This window comes from Gleimia coleocanis DSM 15436, assembly GCF_000159015.1.
GTDB lineage: Bacteria > Actinomycetota > Actinomycetes > Actinomycetales > Actinomycetaceae > Gleimia > Gleimia coleocanis.
The window spans coordinates 307,847-327,412 of sequence record NZ_DS999543.1 but is presented as its reverse complement, the minus strand read 5'-3'; the positions used below and the strand labels follow the sequence as shown (position 1 = coordinate 327,412).

Here is a 19,566-nt window from a genome sequence, read left to right as displayed (position 1 = left end):
TGTGGCACTCAGTTAAGTAGTGTTTACCACCTTTCTGCCTGATTTCCCGGTTTTCTGACGCATAAAATCTGTAAAGGAAGTATTATTTTCAGTGAAGAAAAACCACTTATTGATGATCGATTTGTATATTCACGATGGAAATGGCTGAGAAAACCTGGAAACCCGCTGAAAAAACTCTTCCACCTGCCACTGCTGGCGCTACTTTTTTAGGCGCCCGCGTTGTTGAAGGCGGCGTAGACTTCTGCGTCACGGCACCTTATGCTTCGGCAGTTGAGTTATGTGTATTCCCAACGGACGCTCCGCTGGCTCCTGAAACCCGTTACCAGATGAACTTGCATGACGGCGGCTGCTGGTCTGCATTCCTTCCAGGAGCTGGAGTAGGCACTTTTTACGGATACCGTGTAGACGGCGAATGGAATCCAGCACGTGGTTTATCCTATAACCCTTTTAAGCTCTTACTTGACCCTTATGGGCGTGGTTTAGCAGGTACCGCTCAGCACCATTTCGCTGTTTTTGCGCATGAAGTTGATCCTAAGACTTTTGAACCAGCAGCTAATCCTCCGCGCCGTTGCACCATGGATTCAGCTCCCTACCAGGCTCGTTCAGTGGTAATCGATAACCATTTCCCAGTTGCTGAGCATCCCCGTCGTTCTTGGAATGAAACGGTAGTTTATGAGCTTCATGTAAAGGGATATACGAAAAACCTACCTGGGGTTCCTGAAGAGCTACGCGGCACTTACGCTGGTTTAGCGCACCCTGCCACCATTGCGCATTTTAAGAAGCTGGGTATAACCGCGATTGAGCTTCTGCCCATTCATGCTAAGTGGGATGAGCCTTTCTTAGTTGATAAGGGGCTAACTAATTACTGGGGTTATAACACGCTGTCTTATTTCACTCCCGAACCTTCGTATGCAACTGCTGCGGCTCAGGCAGCTGGGGCACAGGCGATTTTGGATGAAGTCCGTGGCATGGTTTCCATCCTGCATCAAAATGGTATTGAAGTGCTGTTGGATGTTGTTTATAACCACACGTGTGAGGGTGGCACCTATGGTCCTGCGGTTTCGTGGCGTGGTTTTGGTCAGACCATGTACTACCGCCATACGAATACTCATCCGCGTCACATGATTAATGACACGGGTTGTGGAAATACCGTGAACTTTGATGAGGCTCGCGTTATTCAGATGACGTTGGATTCTTTGCGCTATTGGAGTGAAGAAATCGGCGTTGACGGTTTCCGCTTTGACTTAGCGGTTACGCTGGGTCGTTTTGCTGATGGGTTCACCCCTAAGCACCCGTTCTTTATGGCAGTGGCAGCTGATCCGGTTTTGAAACAGCAGAAGTTGATTGCGGAGCCTTGGGATATTGGCCCGGGTGGTTGGCAGACTGGTAATTTTCCACTTCCTTGGTCTGAGTGGAATGACCGTTTCCGCGATACGATTCGTTCTTTCTGGTTGGCTGACTTTGCTAACTTGGAGCGCGGTTGGAATACGCAGGGTCCGAATGATTTGGCTACGCGTATTTCTGGCTCGATTGATTTCTTTGGGGAAACTTTAGGGCATTGGCGTCGCACGCGTTCTTCAGTGAACTTTGTGACTGCTCATGATGGTTTTACTCTGTGTGATTTAACCAGTTTCAACCATAAGATGAATCATGCGAATCTGGAGAATAACCGCGATGGTTCTTCTGAGAATCGTTCTTGGAACCATGGTATTGAGGGCTTAACAGCTACTTATAGTGAAGAAAACGGCCATGATATTGATGATGGCTTGTTTGATGCGATTCGGTTTGCGCGTTTCCGTTCGATGCGTAATATCATGGCGACTTTAATGATTTCTGCGGGTACGCCAATGATTACTGCGGGTGATGAGTTTGCGCGTACTCAGAATGGTAATAATAATGCCTACTGCCAGGATTCTCCGATTTCTTGGGTGAATTGGGATTTGTCTGATTCTCAGCAGCATTTGCTTGAGTCAGTGCAGTATTTGATTCATTTGCGCGCTCAGCATCAGGTTTTCCGCCCGGTTTATTTCTGCAACGGTTTGGTTGCCGAGGGCGATGTGATTCCAGGCTTGGCTTGGTTTACTGCTGCGGGTCAGCCTATGCATGATGAGTTCTGGCATTCGTCTGAGCATCGTTTGTTGCAGATGTTGCGTTCTGGTAAGCCTCATAATGATGCTGATTTGCTGGTAGTTTTCAATGCTACTTTGAATGAGGGTACGGTGGCTTTACCTGAGGGGCGTGGCAAGCATTACCGGCTGGTTTTTGATTCTTCCTGGCGTGTTCCTTCCGAGGGCGGTGTGTCTGCTGACTTCGCTGATCTGTCAGGGTGTGAGGTTTTTGCACCTGGTGATGAGTCGCAGATTGAACCTCAGTCTTTACAAATTTTCTTAACGGTTGGTTAATGGCATGTTGAAGGTTCTGGATTCTCCGGTTGTTCCTACTAAGGTTATTTCAGATTCCGGCTTAGCTTCCCCGTTTCCCGGGGTTGTTCCTCCCCCAGGTCCGATCTGGTTTCCTTCTGTCATGGGTACTGGTATTTTGTCCAATCTGCTGGGTTTACATGCTGAGCGGATTCCGCTCGGCGCGTACTTTTCACTGTTTTTCCTGGCAGTTTCTTGGACTTTACTTGTATTCTTAACGTCTAGTTTCGTGGTTCGTTGTTTGCGTAGTGCCACGGTTTTTCGTGAGGCGTTAGTGAATCCGGCGCAGATTCCTTTCTGGGGCACTGTTTCGATGGGTTTTCTGTCGGCAGGGGCTGCTTCGACTGTTGCGTTGCCACTTTTCTGGCCTGATTTAGCTGATTTTGCTTGGCAAGTAGATACTGTTACTTGGATTATTGGGGCTTCTATTGGGGTTGTATCCGCAGTTTATTTTGCTGCTCGAGCTTTCGGATCTTCCTTGGGGAAACCTAATTTTGTTTGGGGTCTTGCGGTTGTGGGACCAATGGTTGCTGCTACTGTGGGGGCTAATCTTTCTCCGCATGTTGGACCAGCATATGGTCCGTTGGTATTAATTCTTTCTTTCTGTTGTTTCATGATTACCCTCAGTCTGGGGACAACGATTTTCATTCAGGGCTACGCAGAAATTTGGGGGCGTTCTCCCCTACCTTTGCCGGCTTCTGCCTCCTCTTGGATTCCATTGGGGTTGGTGGGACAATCCGCGGCAGCAGTGCAAGCGATTTCTTTTAATCTTGAGAACTTCGCTTCCGGTTCAGTTATTCCTACTGCACATTTCCTGGCGAATGTCTATGATTGGACGCTGCTAGTGATTGGTACTCCGCTGACTATGTGGGCCTCGTTTGTAACGATTCGTGGTGTTTTAAACCGTATGCCGTTCTCGCCTGGCTGGTGGGCTACAACATTCCCTATTGGCACGCTTTCTTTGGGCGCTACTTTAATGGCTAAGGGTACTGGTATTGAGGGCTTTATGTGGCTGGGTGCAGTGGGTACTTTGGCGTTGGTTGGTACTGTGCTTTTCTCAGGTTTAGGTAGCCTCCGCGCCGTTTTTGTAAAACTCACATAGCAACGCGAGTTCGCATATGAGTTTTGCACTCTAAAATCCCAAAACTCACATCGCAAAGCGAGTTCGCATATGAGTTTTAGGGGCGTTCCCAGGTAGCTATTGGCCCTGGTACTACCTTAAACATTGGGTGTGTGCGGGCTACTTCATCAGCTTCTAAAGCTGCGACTAAGTCTGGGGTACGCACCCGTAGTTTTGCCAGTAAATGAGCTTTTTCAAAAGCTACCTGCTGGTCGTTAACCTCGATTTCTACAAGTTGTCCAGGACAATCGATACGAGAAGCGTCAAAGTTATAGCCTCGCCAGGTAGCTTCCTGTTGCACGCCCTCAAGAAAAGTCCCTACTGCTACCAACGGATCCGCACATGCCAAGAACCGTTCTAGTTGCGGATGCTTCGTATATCCACGGGTCCTCCCGGCAATCACTGCCTGGGCTAACAGGGCTTCACGCCAGCAGGCAGTAAGCCCCTGACGATCTAAATAGACAGGGTGTAAGCTCCATAAACGCATATTTCTATTATCCTGCGTTTCTAATTTTATGCATTTTGAAACTACTCTTCTCCTCCCCCCTAGAATAAGAAGTGTCAGTATCGCTTCTGCTAGCTGAGGAAAACCCATGTTTTTTACTGAAACCTGGCCGGGACGTCGCCTAATAGTTCATTGTCCAGTACAAACAGCTATTCAAATCGCGACAAACCATTTAATTTCCAAAGGCTACTCGCCACATAAACTGGACCTTAATACCGCATTACAAAACGACCCGGATCTGGGCGGCGCGTGGTTGGGAACCTTCCTCATTAAAGGAAGCTACAGAAGCAAAATGATTCAAGATCTTATCGATGAGATTATCCCCTTCTATGGTTTCTGGAAAAAGCACACCTGCCTTTTGAAATCACTGTTATTGCTCGTCCTATAGCGGGACATCTGCAAACTGAGCTTTATTGCACGGTAACTTCCCTCCAGCAAGCGAATCTCTACGTTAATCCTAAACGCGATGCTGCCATTGCATTTGATGAGCTTCCCAAAAATCTTCAGCCAGTTCGGTTTCGATGTAGATTCAATCGAAAATTTCCCATTCCGTGAGCGTCCTGCAGATCACCCTCTTGGCGCTAAAAAATGATATCCCCTATATAAAGCAATGAAACGCGCGCATAAAAACGCTTTTAGTTTGCGTACTTGCGCTTATGCTGATTCTCTTTCTTTAAGCACTACATCCAAAGTATGTAAGCCGGCAACTTCACCTTCAACCATTTCTGAAGCAACTTGGAAGGCACGTTTTCCCTGCTCAACCATTGGCTGTGCCACCGTGGTGATGTGCGGAGCCGAAGAGGTGGCAGTGTCGTTATCATCGAAGCCAATCACTTTCACGCCGGCTGGGATTTTTACGCCCTCGGAAAGCAAATAATTAATTGCCCCACGTGCAATTCGGTCAGACCCGCACAGCAGACAATCGAAGTCTATTCCCTGTTCTCTCAGATGCGCGACAGCTAATGCTCCATCGGCTTCTGCCCAACCGCCGTAGAGTACTCGGTTTTCCTCATGCAGTTGTGCATAAACTTCACGATAACCTTTTACGCGGTCTTCCGCTGCCGGGTTTCCTTCCTCACCAGAAATAACCACTGGTTTTTTAACTCCCTGGGAAAGGCAGTACGAAGCTGCGAGTTTAGCACCTAAAACGTCATCAGAATAAACTACCGAAAACTCTGGGTAAGCGCTACGTTCAACTGGGAAACCACACAAAACTACTGGTAGTTTTGCGGTTGCTAAAGAAGCTAATAATCCATGATCAGCCCAGGGCGAAAGATGAATGAGAGCGTCAAAAGAACCGGTACTAGCTAAATCTGCGATTTTCTTTTCTTCTGCTGGGGCGGTGGCATGTAACAGTACCGGCAGGTAATCTGTACCGTCCATTCCTTCGTAAATGCCTTTAAGAATAAGGGAGAAAGTCGGATCGTGGAAGAAGTGTTCCATTGGTTCAGTCATGACGACAGCAACTGCTGCTGTTCGACCTGTCGCTAACGCGCGAGCACGTCGGTTGGGAATGTAGTTTAGGGTTTCAACGGCAGCGAGGACGGCTTCTTGCTTATCTTTACTGATTTGCCCTTTGCCTGAAAGTACCCGCGATACCGTACCTTTTGTTACTTTCGCTAGGTTAGCTACGTCTTGGATGGTAACTCTGGGCATCATGTCCTATTTTTCTCCATTTTTAATGGTGTTGAGAGAGTATTTGGAAGTTTTTATCTGTTTTTCTAGTGTAGCGATAATTTTTCCTGTAAAGTAATAAGAGTCATAACGGAAACCGGTTTCCGCAACTCGTTAAGCTTATGAACTCGTTTCAAAAGCGTTCACCGCAGAACGCCAATTACAGTGAAGTAAGGGGAAACGCATGAACAACTGGGAAAACCCACAGTTACAGCACGAAAACCGCTTAAAACCACACGCCTACATGCGTCCACACGCCACCCAAGCAGACGCCACCGCAGCACAGTGCCCCGCAAATGCCTATGCTGACCGATCCCGCATCAGCGACTACCAAAACCTCGATGGCACATGGAACTTCAGCTTCTACACCCACCCCGAACGTGTACCGGCCGATTTCACCTCACGTATACTCACCACCGACACTGTAACCATCCCCCACATGTGGCAGCTCGATGGCTACGGAAACCTGCAATACACTGACGAAGGCTTCCCCTTCCCCATCGACGTTCCATTCGTACCCGCTGAAAACCCAACCGGCATATACCAAAAAACCATCACACTCCCTGAAAAAGACCCCGCCCGCCACTATCACATTGTTTTCGACGGCGTTGAATCCTACTTCGAAATCTACTTAAACGGACACTACCTGGGTTTTTCCAAAGGAAGTCGCCTAACTGCCGAATTCGACCTAACCTCCACCATTCAATCAGGTGAAAACCTGCTGGTAGTAAAAGTCCTCCAATTCAGCGACGGAACTTATATTGAAGACCAAGATATGTGGTGGGCCTCCGGCATTTTCCGCTCCGTCTGGATGCTCAGCCGCCCCACCACCTACCTGCACGATTTCTACGCGGTCACGAAACTAGTTGATGTAAACACCGCCCTCGTAAATATCAGTGCTGAACTAAACCAACTATCCGCAACCACTGCGCTCAAAATCGAAGTTCTCGATAAAGAAAAACTGCTTAACAGCACCACTCTTAACTTTACTTCCACACAAGCTACCACACAGCTACGTTTAGAAAACATCCACACCTGGAACCCGGAAGCACCCTACCTATACACATTACGTTTCACACTCCTTGACGAAAATAAGCCGACTGAAGTTATTGAACACCTGCTGGGGCTAAAAGAAATCACCATTACGAACGGCAAACTCTACCTCAACGGCCAATACTTCAAAATGCACGGTGTGAACCGCCACGACTTTGAACCACGTAAGGGGCGCGCCATCTCTATGGAACGCGCTCAGCGTGACGTGGAGTTAATGAAAGAACACAACATTAACTCTGTTCGCACTGCCCACTACCCAAATGACCCGCGTTTCTACGAAATGTGCGACCGGTTAGGTTTACTAGTTGTCGCTGAAACCGATTTAGAAAGTCACGGTTTTGAAAATATCGGCAAACTAAATACGCTCACCGATGACCCCGCTTGGGAATACGCTTACGTGGATCGGATTGAACGCCATGTGCTGGCACAGCGTAACCACGCGTCGATTCTGCTGTGGTCACTGGGTAATGAATCCGGTTACGGCTGCAATATTGGTACGATGTACCGTCGTTGCAAAGAACTGGATCCAACTCATCCGGTTCACTATGAGGAAGACCGTAACGCTGAATACGTGGATGTTATTTCCACTATGTACTCACGCGTGTCTCAAATGAACGATTTTGGCGAATACCCGCATCCTAAACCGCGAATTATCTGCGAATATGGGCATGCAATGGGAAATGGTCCTGGCGGTTTAGCTGAATATCAAGAAGTTTTTAATCGTTGGGATAGTATCCAAGGGCATTTTGTCTGGGAGTGGTGCGATCATGGTCTGCAACTTCCCGGTGACGATACTTATCACTATGGTGGCGATTTCGGAGATTACCCAAATAACGCGAACTTCTGTATTGATGGTTTGATTTTCCCATGGCAGGAACCTAGCCCCGGTTTAACTCAGTACAAGTTCTTACTTTCTCCGTTGAAGCTGTCTTACCAGGAGGGTTCGTTACGAGTTAAATCAATGCTTTGGTTTACTGAGGCAACGGATTTCCAGCTTTCCTATCGTTGGCTTCTCAACGGTGTGGAAGTTTCTGACGGTATTGTAGATGTCCCGGTTTTATCTGTTGGCGCTGAGACTGAAATTACTTTACCGGCGCCTGAGGTGTCTGCCGGTGAGCTTTCCTTGGCAGTGCACGTGCTGCGCGCAGGTTTTGCTGAGCCGGTTGGTTTGGGTTCTTGGGTGATCCGCGAGCGCGATTATGCAGATACGCCTGTTCCGGGAGCGGGTGAGTTCCGTACCGATTTTTCCGAGGGCGTTCTGCGTATCTCTACCATTGCAAATAATTGGGTAGCAGAATTTGATACGGTTTCTGGTCAGCTAACTTCATTGGTTTACAACAATAGTGAAGTTTTTGCCCAGCCACTTTCCTTAGGCTTCTGGAAGCCGTTGATTGATAATCATCAGCAGGAGTTTGATTCTATTTGGAAGCCTAAGCATCTGCAGATTATGCAGCGTCACGCACGTAATTGTGAGTGGCGGGTAAGTGGACAGCAACTGGTGGTGGTTGTTCGTGAACAGATTGCCCCACCGGTATTTAACTTCGGTATGCGGGCTGAGCTTACTTATACTTTCGAGCTTGATGGTTCCTTCAGGGTTCGTTTCACTGGCTCCCCGTATGGCGACTACCGCAATATTGTTCCGCGAGTTGGTTTGTCATGCGCGTTACCTGCGGGTTTTGAAAGTGTGGAGTACTACGGTTACGGGCCAGGAGAGAACTATTCCGATTCTCATGCGGCAGCTTATTTAGGTTGTTTTACAGCTGAGGTTGCGGATTTCTACACTCCGTATGTTGTTCCCCAAGACCACGGTAACCGTTGGCAGACGCGTTGGGCAGCTGTATCTGACGGGACTGTGGGATTACGTGTTGAAGCCGTCGTACCTTTTAACTTCCGGGTAAGTGAGTACAGCGATGAAATGTTAGATACTACCAGTCATTCTTCTTCGCTAGAGAAGTCTGGTTTAACCCATCTGCATGTGAATCCGCAGTTGCTTGGTTTGGGTTCTAACTCGTGGGGTTCGGAAGTACTACATTCCCATCGGTGTTTCTTTGCAGAGTTTGCTCATGAGGTTAAGTTCATTCCATTCGCTGTTGAAAATCAAACCCCAGTGGAGGTGGCACTGTGATTCGTTTTAGTTCATTAACTGATGCTAAGGGGCTACTTCCCGAGCATAAGAAGTGGAACCGCACGTATGAGGCTATTGCAGCTTCAGATGAGTTACTAACGGGAGTCTTCTATTCCGTCGGTGACTCTCTCACCTGGATGAATCTGCCAGCAGGATTCCAGGACAAGTATTTGCAGGCTTCTAACCGTTATCTGCGTTTACTTTATGTTAAGTCCGGGTTAGTTACGCTTCGTTTCTGCGCAGCTGCAGATTGCGAGGTATTACGTACTTACTCTGATTTAGATGACAAGGTTTTTCTTTTAGGCAATGCCACCGAAGAAATCCTCGAAGCTGGCAGTTTCGTGATTTTTGAGCCGGAAGACGCAACTCAAATCATGGCAGTTAACGGTGAAGCTGTGATGCTACGAGTTACTGTTGAAGGCTTTTCTTTCCCGAATAAATAGTCCGTATTTTTCGCCCTCGAAAATATCTATTCATTAACACAACCAACATTCAAGATTAAGGATTTAAAATGAGCACCAGAGCCAAGATTGGCACTTATGCCCTTTTAACCATGACGGTTGCTGCTGTTTTTAACTTCCGTAACGTCATTAATAACAGTGTTTCTATTGGTTTGGTTTCAGCACCTGCATTCTTCTTTGCAACTCTGCTGTACTTCCTGCCTTACACTCTGATTATCGCTGAGCTAGTAGCTCTCAATAAGGATTCAGAATCTGGCGACTACCAGTGGGTAAAGACTTCTTTGGGTGGTCGCTGGGCGTTCCTAGGCGCGTTCTCTTACTGGTTCGTTAACCTTTTCTACTTCGCTTCTTTGCTACCAATTGTTTTAGTCTATGCTTCTTACGCTTTCTATGGTGAAGAAGTACAGATGTCACAGTGGGCAATCACCATTATTTCTCTGACGATTTTTGCGTTGGCAACTTTCGTTTCTACCAAGGGCGCAGCTTGGATTGGTAAAGTCACCAACATTGGTGCAACTCTGATGATGCTGATGGCAGTATCATTCATCATCCTTACTTCAGTAGCACTGTTAGGTGGTTTGGAACCAGCTACCCCAATCACTGCGGAAGCTATGACTCCGAACTTCACTGACTTTGCAATGATGTGGGGCTTCTTCGGTACTTTAGCTTGGATTATCCAGGGTGTTGGCGGTGCTGAGTCTGTTGGCGTTTACATTAAGGACATCAAGGGTGGGGTAAATTCCTTCATCCGCACTATCATCATCGCTGGCTTGCTGGTTGGTATGCTCTATGCAGTAGCTTCCCTCTTAATGACTGTTTTCGTTCCTGCTGGAGAGTTGGATTACTCTTCCGGCCTGTTCCAGACTATGGCTGGTCTGGGGGCACACTACGGTTTGGACGCTGCCTTAGTTAACCGCGTTGTCGGTGTAGTTATGCTTGCGGCTACCCTGGGATCTTTGCTAATGTGGACCTCTACCCCAGTTAAGATTTTCTTCTCTGAAATTCCCGGTGGTATTTTTGGCTCTAAGCTGGTTGAGCTTAACGAAAAGGGTGTACCTTGGCGCGCAGCTTGGTTGCAGTATGCAATCGTCGTTCCAATCCTCATCATCCCAGCTTTAGGTTCTGATTCTATCAACGGCTTGTTGGAAATCGTTATTAACATGACTGCAGCAACTTCTCTGTTGCCACCATTGTTCATTTACCTGGCTTATTTCAACTTCCGTAAGAACTTCGATTCTGTGAAGCGCGACTTCCGCATAGGCTCACGTACGTTCGGTATGGCTATGTCTGGCTTCATGATGGTTGTTTTTGCATTCGTATTCGTAACCGGTACTTTCCCTTACGGGCAGGAAGCATGGCTAACTTTGGTTTACAACGTCGGTGGCGTTGTAATCTTCATCGGTGGTGCAGTGATCGTTTACGAACGTTACATTCGTCGTTTGAAATCCACTGACCCTGAAGCTGCTAAACGTGAACTTACTGCTACCGCAGTAGGTTTCGAAAAGGAATAAGGCTAAGACTTTCTAGTTAGTCTAGTTTCTTCTGGTTAAAAGCGGGGGCTTCCTCAAGATATCTTGAGGAAGCCCCCGCAATCTTCTTACAGAAAAACTTGCGCTAACACAACCTATTCACCACTCAACGAGTTCGGCTCGCAGATAAGCTTCTTAGGCAACTTACCCGACAGGAAATAATTATTCACAACCGCATCAACACATTGAGATTTCCCCACGTATGCTGCGCCATGTCCGGGGCCATTAAGTGTCAACAATTTTGCGTTACCAAGTTCTTTAGCTAACGCCTGGGCGTACTGGTATGGGGTTGCGTGATCTCCGCGTACGCCAATCACCAGCACTGGAGTTTTCATACCTTCAGCAGAAAAACGCGTATTGATATCAGTTCCCACATACTTTGCCTGTAGGCAAGAAGTATCTAAAGCTGTCTCTACAGCGGTAGAGCCAGCCTCAGTATCTAACAGTGGATTACTGTTATCTACAGAAATTTCCTTTTTCACGGCTTTTAAATTTGGTTTCTTAGGGAAGGAATGACAGGTAACGATCATACGCCCAACTACGGATTTATCCTCTGCATTTTCATCTTCAGAGTCTGTAGCTTCAGCGGGAGCCTCAAACGCACCGCCCTCGGATTCTTCAGCAACAGACGCCTCTAAAAACGGGTAATCCATAGCAAAAATAGTTTCGACTGCAGTTTTATCCCCACTCAGTGCCGCCGCGATAGTGTTAAACATCTGCGCCCGCTCAGTGTCGGCTTGGTAAAGTCCCTGCGCTAAATAGTCACGCAGAATCTCTCCATCAACCTTATTTTCACCCTCGCCATCCAACGGCTTCTCATTCAACTGGGCGATCTGGGTTGCAGAATCCGTAACGGATACAAACGGACACTTTTCAACCCATCCTAGAGGCTCGAACTCAGATTGGCACTGTTTCACTAAATCAAGAGTCGCATCAGCAACTGCAACCTGCTGTTTCCAAGCATGCTCAGGGGTTGCCCACTGTGCATTTTCAGCCGAATCTAACACCAGCTTCCCAGCATTCTCTGGGAAAATAGTTGCGTAAGTAGCCCCCAACATCGTGCCGTAAGAGTAACCCAGATAATCCAGTTGTGGCAGTTTCAACAGCGCTCGTAAAAGTTCCATATCTCGAGCAACTGAGCTGGTCCCCATATAAGCAGCAATCGGATTCTTAGCAGAGCACTCTTTAATGAACTCTCCCAGATCCTTATCATCTGCCGGCACCTCACACTCAAGTGGAGTGGATTCGCCGATTCCCCGCGGATCAAAACCAATCAAATCAAAGGAATCAAGCACATCCAACGCCTGGCCAGCGGATACCGCCTCAACCCAGGTGAAGCGTCCTGATTCACCTGGACCACCTGGGTTAGTAAAAATTGCCTGCGAATGGTTCAGCTGCTGAACTTGGGTCGCGTGAATGCGTGAGACTGCGAGTTCTATTGATTCAGTTTCCGCTTCATTTTTTGCTTCCCAGTTAAGTGGGGCTTTAATAGTTGCACATTCAACCGTTTCCACGGGGATCTGCAACTGTTCAAACCCTGCTTTAATATCCTCAGTTAGAAGCTGTTTTTCTACGCAGGGTTCCCACTTAATTTCTTGCGCATAATATTGTGGAAAACGCTGTGCTTGTTCTGAAGCGGTAATAGAAGCAATTTTTGGCAGAACTGGTTTAGTATCCTCGCTCATAGAACAGGAGGTAAGAAGCGTTAAAGCCGTTCCTAAAGCGAGTAGTCGGTTTCGTTGCATACTTACCTCTTTACTTTCTAAAATGGGCATACTGCACCCCTGCGGATGCACTTCACTGGGACTTTTCATTGGAAAATAGGGTTTCCTTACCATGCTAAGGTAACGCTTCCCTTGCTAGACGCGTATTTTAAATGCCTCTACAGTGGGAACATGCTTAAAGAAAACACCAATGATTTAACTTTCTCACAGGTACCCACTCTTGTGAACCTACCGTCCAGCATTGTGACTGACGAGGCTTGCTTCAGCACCCGAGAGCGCATTGAGGAAACCGCCACCAACCTGGAAGAAAAGAACTCTGTAGCTTCTCGGTTGAATTGGTTACGCGCCGGAGTATTAGGCGCTAACGACGGTATCGTCTCTATCTCTGGCTTAGTTGTTGGTGTAGCAGCAGTTGATCCAACTAACACTACCGCAATCGCTTTAGCCGGTATCGCCGGTATCGCTGCCGCGTCTCTATCCATGTCTGTAGGCGAATACGTTTCTGTTTCCACTCAGTTAGACACTGAGCGTGAGCTGGTTAAGCGCCAGCAAACCGCCCTCGTAAACTCTGCTGGGGCGGAAGAACAACGCCTAGCAAAAATGTGGGTACAGCAGGGACTATCCCCAGCCACGGCAGCGAAAGTTGCTAAAGAGCTGTCTCGCAAAGACCCGGTGAAAGCCCACCTCACGGTTGAACACGGGATTGACCCCGATGATCTGACTTCCCCCTGGGCGGCAGCCTACTCAAGTTTTATCGCTTTCGTTGTCGGGGCTTTACTTCCATTCCTGACGATGTTGATTACTCCCCCAAGTATTCGTATCGCAGCCACCTTCGTTGCCGTGGTATTCGCTTTAGGACTGACAGGTTATATTTCTGCTTGGCTAGGCGAAGCCAACCGTTGGAAAGCCGTTACTCGCCTGGTGGTGGGTGGCGCTTTAGCAATGATTTTGTCCTACGCGGTCGGTCATTTCTTCGGCATTTCCGTCTGAATCTAGTTCTCAGTAGACACCGTTGGTTTTTGTGCTAAAGCGGCGCGACCAGTTTTAGCGGCAAAGAATGCTAAGAGTACGAAACCAATGGTGATTACGCCTGTCCAGCCGATTACTTCGGCGACTCCGAAGGCTTCAGAAAGTGGCCCGAAAATTGCCATCCCAAATGGCATTCCCAACGTGAAAATAATCGATACCTGAGACATGACGCGTCCCATGTATTCCGCTTCGGTACGTTCTTGAAGTTCCGTGGTTGATGGTCCACCAAAAATTGGCACAAATAAACCGGTAACCAGCATAAGTGCGAAAATCATCCACACGCTCGTTGCAGTGGCGATGAAGACTGCCAGAAAACCAAAAACTATAGACGCCGTCAGAAGCATTTTCATGCGGTGTCCTTTTGCGAGTACTGTAGCGATCAGTAGCCCGCCAAAGATCATGCCCACGTGGAAGACCATTTCGACGATGGTGAGGTTAGTAACTGATTCACCAAACCTTTCTGTGACTAAAAGTGGCACTAAGAAACTCGGAGCAACAATTAGGACGAATACAACTGCATAAACTGTCATTAGCCAGCGCAGGAACTGGTGGCGGGCAGTGTAGAGTACGCCTTCGGTGAGTTCTTTTAAAAATGAAGCTTGTTCACGTTCCACAGGGTTGGCGTTAAGTGGAATAAAAGTTAAGAGGACAACGCCAATTATTGCAGTCACTACGTCTACCCAAAGAGTCGCGCCAATCCCACTGAGACCGTAGATTAACCCGCCCATTGCTGGTGCTGCTAAGCCGATGATGCTTTGCATGGTCCCGTTGATTCCATTTACGCGTAGCAGGTGTTCGCTGGGTACGATGCTTGGGATTAAGGCACTTACTGCGGGCTGTTGGAAGCCTGCGCCGATTGAGCGAACGGTGACGACCAACATGATAATCCATAGGTCTCTACGCCCGCTGGCCATGATGATTGCCAGGATTAGTGTGGCGGTGGCGATTACGATATCGGGAATAATAATGAGGAGTTTTCGATTCACGCGGTCTGCTAAGGTTCCGCCAAAGAGGCTGATGATTCCCTGTGGCACGAAAGCGAAAATCGCGTAGAGAGCCACGATTGAGGCGGATTTAGTTTCCAACGTCAGGTACCACATCACCGCGAATTGAACAACGGCTGAACCGAACATAGAGATAGCCTGCCCGCTTAGGAACAGCGCTATGTTACGTTTCCAGTTCCCAAGGGCGAAGGATTCATCTCCCAGTTTTTCCTCAAACTCCGCGGGACTTTTAACCCCCACAGCGTGTTCGTGCTCTGGTAAGGTGCGCGCCTTATCTACTGTTTCTTCGGTAGCTACCAGGTTGTCTACTTTTTCATGCATCGTTTCAGCATACCGGCATTAGGAGCATTTTCTGCGTTCCTAGCGTGTGAAACCGGCGACTAGTTCCACATATTCTGCGGGCAACACGTAAGCGGGATTCCCAGAGATAGTCATTAAATAGTTTCTTAAATCTGTCTCAGAGTGAATACTATTAGCAAAGCGCGCGCCATGAATCCGTAACTGGGTTAAAGCATTCTGCGCGTCTTGTTCATCTTTAAGAAGCGTATCGGCTACTTGGATGCCTAGCTGCCAGACCCGTCCAGCTTCAACAAGAGCTCCCCCACTTGCCGTGGTTTTGAACAGTTCCAAAAGCATTTCCAGGTAGAGGCTTTGGCGTTTGGTCATGAATTCGATGTAAAGCTGCGCGGATTCTAAGTAGTACCCCGCGTGTTTTAAGGCTACTGCATCACGGTAGAGGGTTTTGTCTTCTGCAACGCAGTCAACGAACACTCGGTAGTCAGCTGTTGGCGCGTACACGGTTTCCAGAAACTGGGTAATCTCAGCTTTTAACGATTCAGTCATCTTCTTTACACCTTATTACTCTGTGGAAAGTGGTATTTTCCGCCCTCGGGAATTTATTTTTCCTCAACCAGCGTAATGATTTGTTGCACGGCTTCGCGACCTTCTGGGGTTGGGAAAACCGGGTAAACGTGAATCATGCGTGGCGCCACAATCAGCCGGTTTTCAATCCCCGCTTCGTTAAGGCGCTTATGAAAATCGCGAATATCTGGATAAAAAATCTCATGTAACCCAACAAAACTAGTGATTCGCGGGAAGCCTTCCAACTCCGCATCACTAAGGTAGATAGGGCTAATCAGCGGATCATTCAAAGCCATGCCGGGAGCTGCCCAGCATTTTGCCGCGCGCAACAGCCCCGCCAGCGGAATCATCGGCTCAACCGTGTCATAAAACGGCGCCTGCGGGTGATCCATAGCAGCATTCACCCATGGGGAAAGCAAAATCGCTTGCGCAGGCATTTCTAAGCCAGCTGCTTTAACGCCCTGTAGCAGGGACATTACCAGGCCGCCACCAGCAGAATCTCCCATGAGGACAATCTGCTTTGCCCCATGTTCTGCCACTAGTTCACGGTAGAGTGTAACTAACTTCAGCAGTTCCGTGCTGATATTGTATTGGGGTCCCAGCCCGTAGGTTGGGAAGATTGCACGTGCTCCCGTAGCTTTCACAACGCGGTTTACCATCAGGTAGTGCAGTTTCGAAGCACGCGAAACATAGCCTCCCCCATGCAGGTAGACCACTACTTTCTGTGTTTTCTCACCAATTTCATTCCAAGAAAACACCTGCATTTGCCCGACCCACATTTCGCGCCAAGATACGCCACGTAGCAAGCCGGCTGGGAATTTATCTTCCGAGGGCGGCAGTTCAAAACTTTCCATGAAATACTCAGGATCAGTAACGCGAATCCGATCCTTATATCCGATAGCTCGCATTCCTTTTTCTAAAAGGAAACTACGTGCCGACTGCTGGTAACGATACTTACCGTAGGTTCCGTAGGCAAAAATTCCGCCGGCAACTGTGAAAATCAGTTTTTTCATGGTGCTACCAGATGGAAACCATTACGTATAAACCCGCATCCGCGCTCTGGTTGTAAAACTCTACCAACCGTTCAAAATCTTCGGCAAGGATTTCTTTAAGTTCTTCTAAATCCTCATCCCCATCCCAAATATTGGGGTAGAGTTCAGCTTCCGCACCCTGTTCTAAAGTAAAGGTTGCCAGGGCTTTATCCATGTCGAAGTCACTTAGGGCTTTCGCAATATTAGCCACGCGTTCAGGGTTAATAACTGCCGTGTAGTCGTCTTCATCCAAAGTTATCTGCCCAGTGATTGCTTCACTCAGAGGGTTACCAGCGTCTGGTTCGCTACAGTCTGAGCCTGTCAGCAGGAAGTGCAAGATATCCCAGTTTTTGTCCAGGTCTAACAAATCTTGCGCTTCCTCGAAGAGTTCTTCGCAGTCATCCACGAAGTTATCGTTGCCGGTAAGTTTTAGTGCCGTATAGTCTGCTTCAGTTACAGCAGCATAATTCGCAATCATTCCCATAGGCTGATAATAACACCTAGGGAAAAGTAAAGTTCTCTGAGGTGCGATAAACTAGAAACCATGAATATGACTGCTGAAGAAAAGATGGAACGCAGCACTGATTCTGCTTCCCTCGCACGAGCTTTAGAACGCTCTAACGAAATTGATCGTGCAATCGATGAAGATCCAACTCATTTCCGGGTACTTACTGGCGACCGCCCTACTGGGCACCTGCATTTAGGCCACTATTTCGGCACTATCCGTAACCGCGTACTGTTGCAGCAACGTGGCGTGGAAACCTGGCAGCTGATTGCTGACTACCAGGTGATTACGGACCGTGATGGCGTGGGCCCTTTAAAGGAACGCGTTTTCTCTTTACTAACTGACTACATCGCAGCTGGTCTGGATCCAGAAAAGGCAGTTATTTTCAACCACTCTGCAGTACCAGCTTTGAATCAGTTGATGCTTCCATTCTTATCTTTGGTTACTGAGTCTGAATTGCATCGCAACCCAACGGTGAAGTCTGAACTGGAAGCTACTGATGGTCGCGCGATGTCTGGTCTGATGCTGACTTACCCAGTGCATCAGGCTGCGGATATTCTTTTCTGCCGTGCAAACGTAGTTCCAGTTGGTCAGGACCAGTTGCCTCACTTAGAGCAGGCTCGTTTGATCGCTAACCGTTTCGATAAGCGTTACGGTCGCGTGCATAAAGATCAGCCTGTCTTTAAGCGTCCTGAAGCACTGCTTTCTGAAGCTATGCTGGTGCTGGGCTTGGATGGTCAGAAGATGTCTAAGTCTCGCGGTAACACCATTGAACTTCGCATGAGTGCAGATGAAACCGCTGCGCGTATTAAGAAGGCTAAGACTGACGCTGATCGCGTAATCACTTTCGATCCTGAAAACCGCCCTGAGGTTTCTAACCTGCTGACTTTAGCTTCCCTAGCTAACGGTGAGGCTCCGGAAGCGATTGCTGCTCGCATTGGTGATGGGGGCGGTGGCGTTCTGAAAGCCACCGTGACTGAAGCTATTAACGATATGCTTGCGCCTATTCGGGCTAAGCGTGCTGAGTTGGAAAATAACCAGGATTACTTGGTTGAGATTCTGCGTCGTGGCAATGAACGCGCTAACGAGGTCGCTGAAGAAACTCTGCGTGACGTGCGTGAAGCTATGCAGATGATTTACTACTAATATTTTCTGATTTCTGTACTTTGGGGGTAGGTTTTCAGTGAAAACCTACCCCCAAAAAAATATTAGAACTTATCTACGTTTGCGTTGGTTAGTAAGTCAGAATAGAACACTTTCCGGGCCAAATATGAGGCAGTATTAGGATCCCAGTCATCACAAACCATCATCGCAACTGTTGGAGTCCCGAAGTCGTCGTACACGGCGTCTGAATCTTCATCGTATTCTGCCACCACAATATGGAGGTTTTCACGGTATCGATAACAAGCGTTCTCACCAGCAGCGTTAGAAATCTTGAGAATGTCCCCTGGTTTCACTAATCCAGCTAAGAGTTCATTTCCGATTCCAACCCCATCAGCATAAGTGTGCCCGGTTAAGAGTACTTTCCCATGCGCGGACCCTAATTTTGGTCCTTCGTTATACCAGGCGAACATTTGCCGTTCTGACAGTGGCGGGACTCCGGGAGCTAAACCGGTCTCATCCAAGCCAACGCTGATTAGGGGGAGGGTTTTCCCAGCTTCAACCAATTCTACTTTCACAGGGTCAATGAATTCTTGCGGGGTTAAATCGCATCCCAGCGCAGTTACTTTTTCCCTGAATGTCGGCGGTGCCGGTTTTTGTGGGGCGACTAAGGAAGCAGCGGGCATTGCTTTTAGTTTCTTGATTAGTGCAGCACTTGGCTGTGGGGGTTTCCCGTTGTAATTCAAAGTAAAAATAGTTGCCCCGATTAACAGAAGGATTGTCAGCACAGTTGCAACTATTTTCTTCATCTAGAGGGTTCCTCGCTACTGTAGGTTTTACGACTGGTTTCTATAATAGTGAACTCAGCTGGCTTTACGCACTGTGAGGCAGATTAAGAGTGAAGAAAACTATTAATTCCTGATTTTTTATTGAGTTTGTTTTATATTTAGTTATGTCTTCTGGTTTTAATCCCGAACCAGTAGGCTATTGAAAGGTGGCTAATGTCCAATTCTCTTACCCGTAGCCTAGTGGCTTCTGCCCTGGCACTGGTTCTTACTTCTTCCCTGTCCGCCTGTGGCGAATCTTCATCCGCTGAAATCAGTCCAGTGGTTTTACAGGCAGCAGAAAAGATCAATAAAGAAGTTGCTCTCGAAAGTGTTCCTGGTTCTGACGTTTTTGCCGATTACCAAGTAACTGCAGAAGCACCAGCAACTATTGTCTACTCCTACAAATATAAAAAAGGCGTGGACCTGGCTTTCTTTAAAAAGCACCTTGAGGAAAACGCTGGCAAAGACCTGGCTATTTTAGCTGAGGAGATTAAAAAACAGTTTGTTTCCGAGGGCGTTAAAGATATCAAAGTCCGCTACGTTTACAAAGACGCTGATGACAATGTCGTCTGGGAAAGTACTTTCTGATTTAAAGGA

The 19,566-nt window shown here is 47.8% G+C and carries 18 protein-coding genes; 10 read left to right on the top strand and 8 right to left on the bottom strand.

Annotated features, from left to right (window positions below; all coding sequences use genetic code 11):
• Positions 1–140: 140 nt before the first annotated feature.
• On the top strand, positions 141–2,402 hold the full coding sequence (gene glgX, locus HMPREF0044_RS03280; RefSeq protein ID WP_040312877.1) for a glycogen debranching protein GlgX: 2,262 nt from the start codon (positions 141–143) through the stop codon (positions 2,400–2,402).
• A gap of 4 nt (positions 2,403–2,406) precedes the next feature.
• Positions 2,407–3,522: a TDT family transporter gene (locus tag HMPREF0044_RS03275; RefSeq protein ID WP_006546685.1), complete on the top strand. Its 1,116-nt coding sequence runs from the start codon at positions 2,407–2,409 to the stop codon at positions 3,520–3,522.
• 76 nt (positions 3,523–3,598) lie between these two features.
• Here the strand turns inward: HMPREF0044_RS03275 and HMPREF0044_RS03270 are convergent, their stop codons facing one another.
• Positions 3,599–4,027: a pyrimidine dimer DNA glycosylase/endonuclease V gene (locus HMPREF0044_RS03270; RefSeq protein WP_040312765.1), complete on the bottom strand. Its 429-nt coding sequence runs from the start codon at positions 4,025–4,027 to the stop codon at positions 3,599–3,601.
• A gap of 106 nt (positions 4,028–4,133) precedes the next feature.
• Here HMPREF0044_RS03270 and HMPREF0044_RS03265 point away from each other — a divergent pair, with 106 nt between their 5' ends.
• Both HMPREF0044_RS03265 and HMPREF0044_RS08355 read left to right on the top strand, forming a co-directional pair.
• The gene (locus HMPREF0044_RS03265) at positions 4,134–4,433 is read left to right on the top strand and encodes a hypothetical protein (protein WP_006546683.1); all 300 of its coding nucleotides are present in this window, start codon (positions 4,134–4,136) and stop codon (positions 4,431–4,433) included.
• Between the two features lie 78 nt (positions 4,434–4,511).
• On the top strand, positions 4,512–4,637 hold the full coding sequence (locus HMPREF0044_RS08355) for a hypothetical protein (protein ID WP_006546682.1): 126 nt from the start codon (positions 4,512–4,514) through the stop codon (positions 4,635–4,637).
• 62 nt (positions 4,638–4,699) lie between these two features.
• Here the strand turns inward: HMPREF0044_RS08355 and HMPREF0044_RS03260 are convergent, their stop codons facing one another.
• Positions 4,700–5,704 (bottom strand): LacI family DNA-binding transcriptional regulator, encoded by a 1,005-nt coding sequence (locus HMPREF0044_RS03260; protein ID WP_006546681.1) that lies wholly within the window; start codon positions 5,702–5,704, stop codon positions 4,700–4,702.
• Positions 5,705–5,903: 199 nt separating this feature from the next.
• On the opposite strand from HMPREF0044_RS03260, the gene HMPREF0044_RS03255 reads away from it, so the two are divergent.
• The 3 genes from HMPREF0044_RS03255 to HMPREF0044_RS03245 all read left to right on the top strand — a co-directional run bounded on the left by HMPREF0044_RS03255 (position 5,904) and on the right by HMPREF0044_RS03245 (position 10,869).
• A complete protein-coding gene (locus HMPREF0044_RS03255; protein WP_006546680.1) occupies positions 5,904–8,897 on the top strand; it encodes a glycoside hydrolase family 2 TIM barrel-domain containing protein in 2,994 nt (997 codons plus the stop codon).
• Entirely contained in the window at positions 8,894–9,340 is a 447-nt protein-coding gene (locus HMPREF0044_RS03250) for a NanQ anomerase/TabA/YiaL family protein (protein ID WP_006546679.1), read from the top strand. Before HMPREF0044_RS03255 ends, HMPREF0044_RS03250 begins: the two co-directional genes overlap by 4 nt.
• A 68-nt stretch (positions 9,341–9,408) precedes the next feature.
• Positions 9,409–10,869 carry an amino acid permease gene (locus HMPREF0044_RS03245; RefSeq protein WP_006546678.1) on the top strand — a complete coding sequence of 487 codons (1,461 nt, stop codon included), beginning with the start codon at positions 9,409–9,411 and terminating at the stop codon, positions 10,867–10,869.
• Positions 10,870–10,982: 113 nt separating this feature from the next.
• On the opposite strand, the gene HMPREF0044_RS07835 is transcribed toward HMPREF0044_RS03245, so the two are convergent.
• Positions 10,983–12,662 carry an alpha/beta hydrolase gene (locus tag HMPREF0044_RS07835; RefSeq protein ID WP_211205076.1) on the bottom strand — a complete coding sequence of 560 codons (1,680 nt, stop codon included), beginning with the start codon at positions 12,660–12,662 and terminating at the stop codon, positions 10,983–10,985.
• A 120-nt stretch (positions 12,663–12,782) separates the two neighbouring features.
• Here HMPREF0044_RS07835 and HMPREF0044_RS03235 point away from each other — a divergent pair, with 120 nt between their 5' ends.
• Positions 12,783–13,601 (top strand): VIT1/CCC1 transporter family protein, encoded by an 819-nt coding sequence (locus HMPREF0044_RS03235; protein ID WP_141553821.1) that lies wholly within the window; start codon positions 12,783–12,785, stop codon positions 13,599–13,601.
• Positions 13,602–13,603: 2 nt separating this feature from the next.
• On the opposite strand, the gene HMPREF0044_RS03230 is transcribed toward HMPREF0044_RS03235, so the two are convergent.
• Genes HMPREF0044_RS03230 through HMPREF0044_RS03215 form a run of 4 tightly spaced genes read right to left on the bottom strand, consistent with a single transcriptional unit; the run spans position 13,604 to position 17,014 of the window.
• Positions 13,604–14,965 carry an MFS transporter gene (locus tag HMPREF0044_RS03230; protein ID WP_006546675.1) on the bottom strand — a complete coding sequence of 454 codons (1,362 nt, stop codon included), beginning with the start codon at positions 14,963–14,965 and terminating at the stop codon, positions 13,604–13,606.
• A 39-nt stretch (positions 14,966–15,004) separates the two neighbouring features.
• Positions 15,005–15,487 carry a hypothetical protein gene (locus HMPREF0044_RS03225; RefSeq protein WP_006546674.1) on the bottom strand — a complete coding sequence of 161 codons (483 nt, stop codon included), beginning with the start codon at positions 15,485–15,487 and terminating at the stop codon, positions 15,005–15,007.
• Between the two features lie 53 nt (positions 15,488–15,540).
• Positions 15,541–16,518, bottom strand: coding sequence for an alpha/beta hydrolase (locus HMPREF0044_RS03220; RefSeq protein WP_006546673.1), 978 nt, complete (start codon positions 16,516–16,518; stop codon positions 15,541–15,543).
• 4 nt (positions 16,519–16,522) lie between these two features.
• Positions 16,523–17,014 carry a YfbM family protein gene (locus HMPREF0044_RS03215; protein WP_158027163.1) on the bottom strand — a complete coding sequence of 164 codons (492 nt, stop codon included), beginning with the start codon at positions 17,012–17,014 and terminating at the stop codon, positions 16,523–16,525.
• A 66-nt stretch (positions 17,015–17,080) separates the two neighbouring features.
• Between HMPREF0044_RS03215 and trpS the strand changes: the two genes are divergently transcribed.
• Positions 17,081–18,187, top strand: coding sequence for a tryptophan--tRNA ligase (gene trpS / locus HMPREF0044_RS03210; protein WP_006546671.1), 1,107 nt, complete (start codon positions 17,081–17,083; stop codon positions 18,185–18,187).
• A 62-nt stretch (positions 18,188–18,249) separates the two neighbouring features.
• Here trpS and HMPREF0044_RS03205 read toward each other — a convergent pair whose 3' ends face one another.
• Entirely contained in the window at positions 18,250–18,951 is a 702-nt protein-coding gene (locus HMPREF0044_RS03205; RefSeq protein WP_006546670.1) for a class F sortase, read from the bottom strand.
• A gap of 192 nt (positions 18,952–19,143) precedes the next feature.
• Here HMPREF0044_RS03205 and HMPREF0044_RS03200 point away from each other — a divergent pair, with 192 nt between their 5' ends.
• On the top strand, positions 19,144–19,557 hold the full coding sequence (locus HMPREF0044_RS03200) for a hypothetical protein (protein WP_040312763.1): 414 nt from the start codon (positions 19,144–19,146) through the stop codon (positions 19,555–19,557).
• Positions 19,558–19,566 lie beyond the last annotated feature (9 nt).

What these genes read in the sequence shown, in the direction of transcription:
- HMPREF0044_RS03200 (WP_040312763.1), top strand. Translation starts at nt 19,144, where the DNA reads ATGTCCAATTCTCTTACCCGTAGCCTAGTGGCTTCTGCCCTGGCACTG.
- HMPREF0044_RS03260 (WP_006546681.1), bottom strand. Translation starts at nt 5,704, where the DNA reads ATGATGCCCAGAGTTACCATCCAAGACGTAGCTAACCTAGCGAAAGTA.
- HMPREF0044_RS03220 (WP_006546673.1), bottom strand. Translation starts at nt 16,518, where the DNA reads ATGAAAAAACTGATTTTCACAGTTGCCGGCGGAATTTTTGCCTACGGA.
- HMPREF0044_RS03230 (WP_006546675.1), bottom strand. Translation starts at nt 14,965, where the DNA reads ATGCATGAAAAAGTAGACAACCTGGTAGCTACCGAAGAAACAGTAGAT.
- trpS (WP_006546671.1), top strand. Translation starts at nt 17,081, where the DNA reads ATGAATATGACTGCTGAAGAAAAGATGGAACGCAGCACTGATTCTGCT.
- HMPREF0044_RS03225 (WP_006546674.1), bottom strand. Translation starts at nt 15,487, where the DNA reads ATGACTGAATCGTTAAAAGCTGAGATTACCCAGTTTCTGGAAACCGTG.
- HMPREF0044_RS03255 (WP_006546680.1), top strand. Translation starts at nt 5,904, where the DNA reads ATGAACAACTGGGAAAACCCACAGTTACAGCACGAAAACCGCTTAAAA.
- HMPREF0044_RS03215 (WP_158027163.1), bottom strand. Translation starts at nt 17,014, where the DNA reads ATGATTGCGAATTATGCTGCTGTAACTGAAGCAGACTATACGGCACTA.
- HMPREF0044_RS03235 (WP_141553821.1), top strand. Translation starts at nt 12,783, where the DNA reads ATGCTTAAAGAAAACACCAATGATTTAACTTTCTCACAGGTACCCACT.
- HMPREF0044_RS03265 (WP_006546683.1), top strand. Translation starts at nt 4,134, where the DNA reads ATGTTTTTTACTGAAACCTGGCCGGGACGTCGCCTAATAGTTCATTGT.
- HMPREF0044_RS03205 (WP_006546670.1), bottom strand. Translation starts at nt 18,951, where the DNA reads ATGAAGAAAATAGTTGCAACTGTGCTGACAATCCTTCTGTTAATCGGG.
- HMPREF0044_RS03275 (WP_006546685.1), top strand. Translation starts at nt 2,407, where the DNA reads ATGTTGAAGGTTCTGGATTCTCCGGTTGTTCCTACTAAGGTTATTTCA.
- HMPREF0044_RS03245 (WP_006546678.1), top strand. Translation starts at nt 9,409, where the DNA reads ATGAGCACCAGAGCCAAGATTGGCACTTATGCCCTTTTAACCATGACG.
- HMPREF0044_RS07835 (WP_211205076.1), bottom strand. Translation starts at nt 12,662, where the DNA reads ATGCCCATTTTAGAAAGTAAAGAGGTAAGTATGCAACGAAACCGACTA.
- HMPREF0044_RS08355 (WP_006546682.1), top strand. Translation starts at nt 4,512, where the DNA reads ATGCTGCCATTGCATTTGATGAGCTTCCCAAAAATCTTCAGCCAGTTC.
- HMPREF0044_RS03270 (WP_040312765.1), bottom strand. Translation starts at nt 4,027, where the DNA reads ATGCGTTTATGGAGCTTACACCCTGTCTATTTAGATCGTCAGGGGCTT.
- glgX (WP_040312877.1), top strand. Translation starts at nt 141, where the DNA reads ATGGCTGAGAAAACCTGGAAACCCGCTGAAAAAACTCTTCCACCTGCC.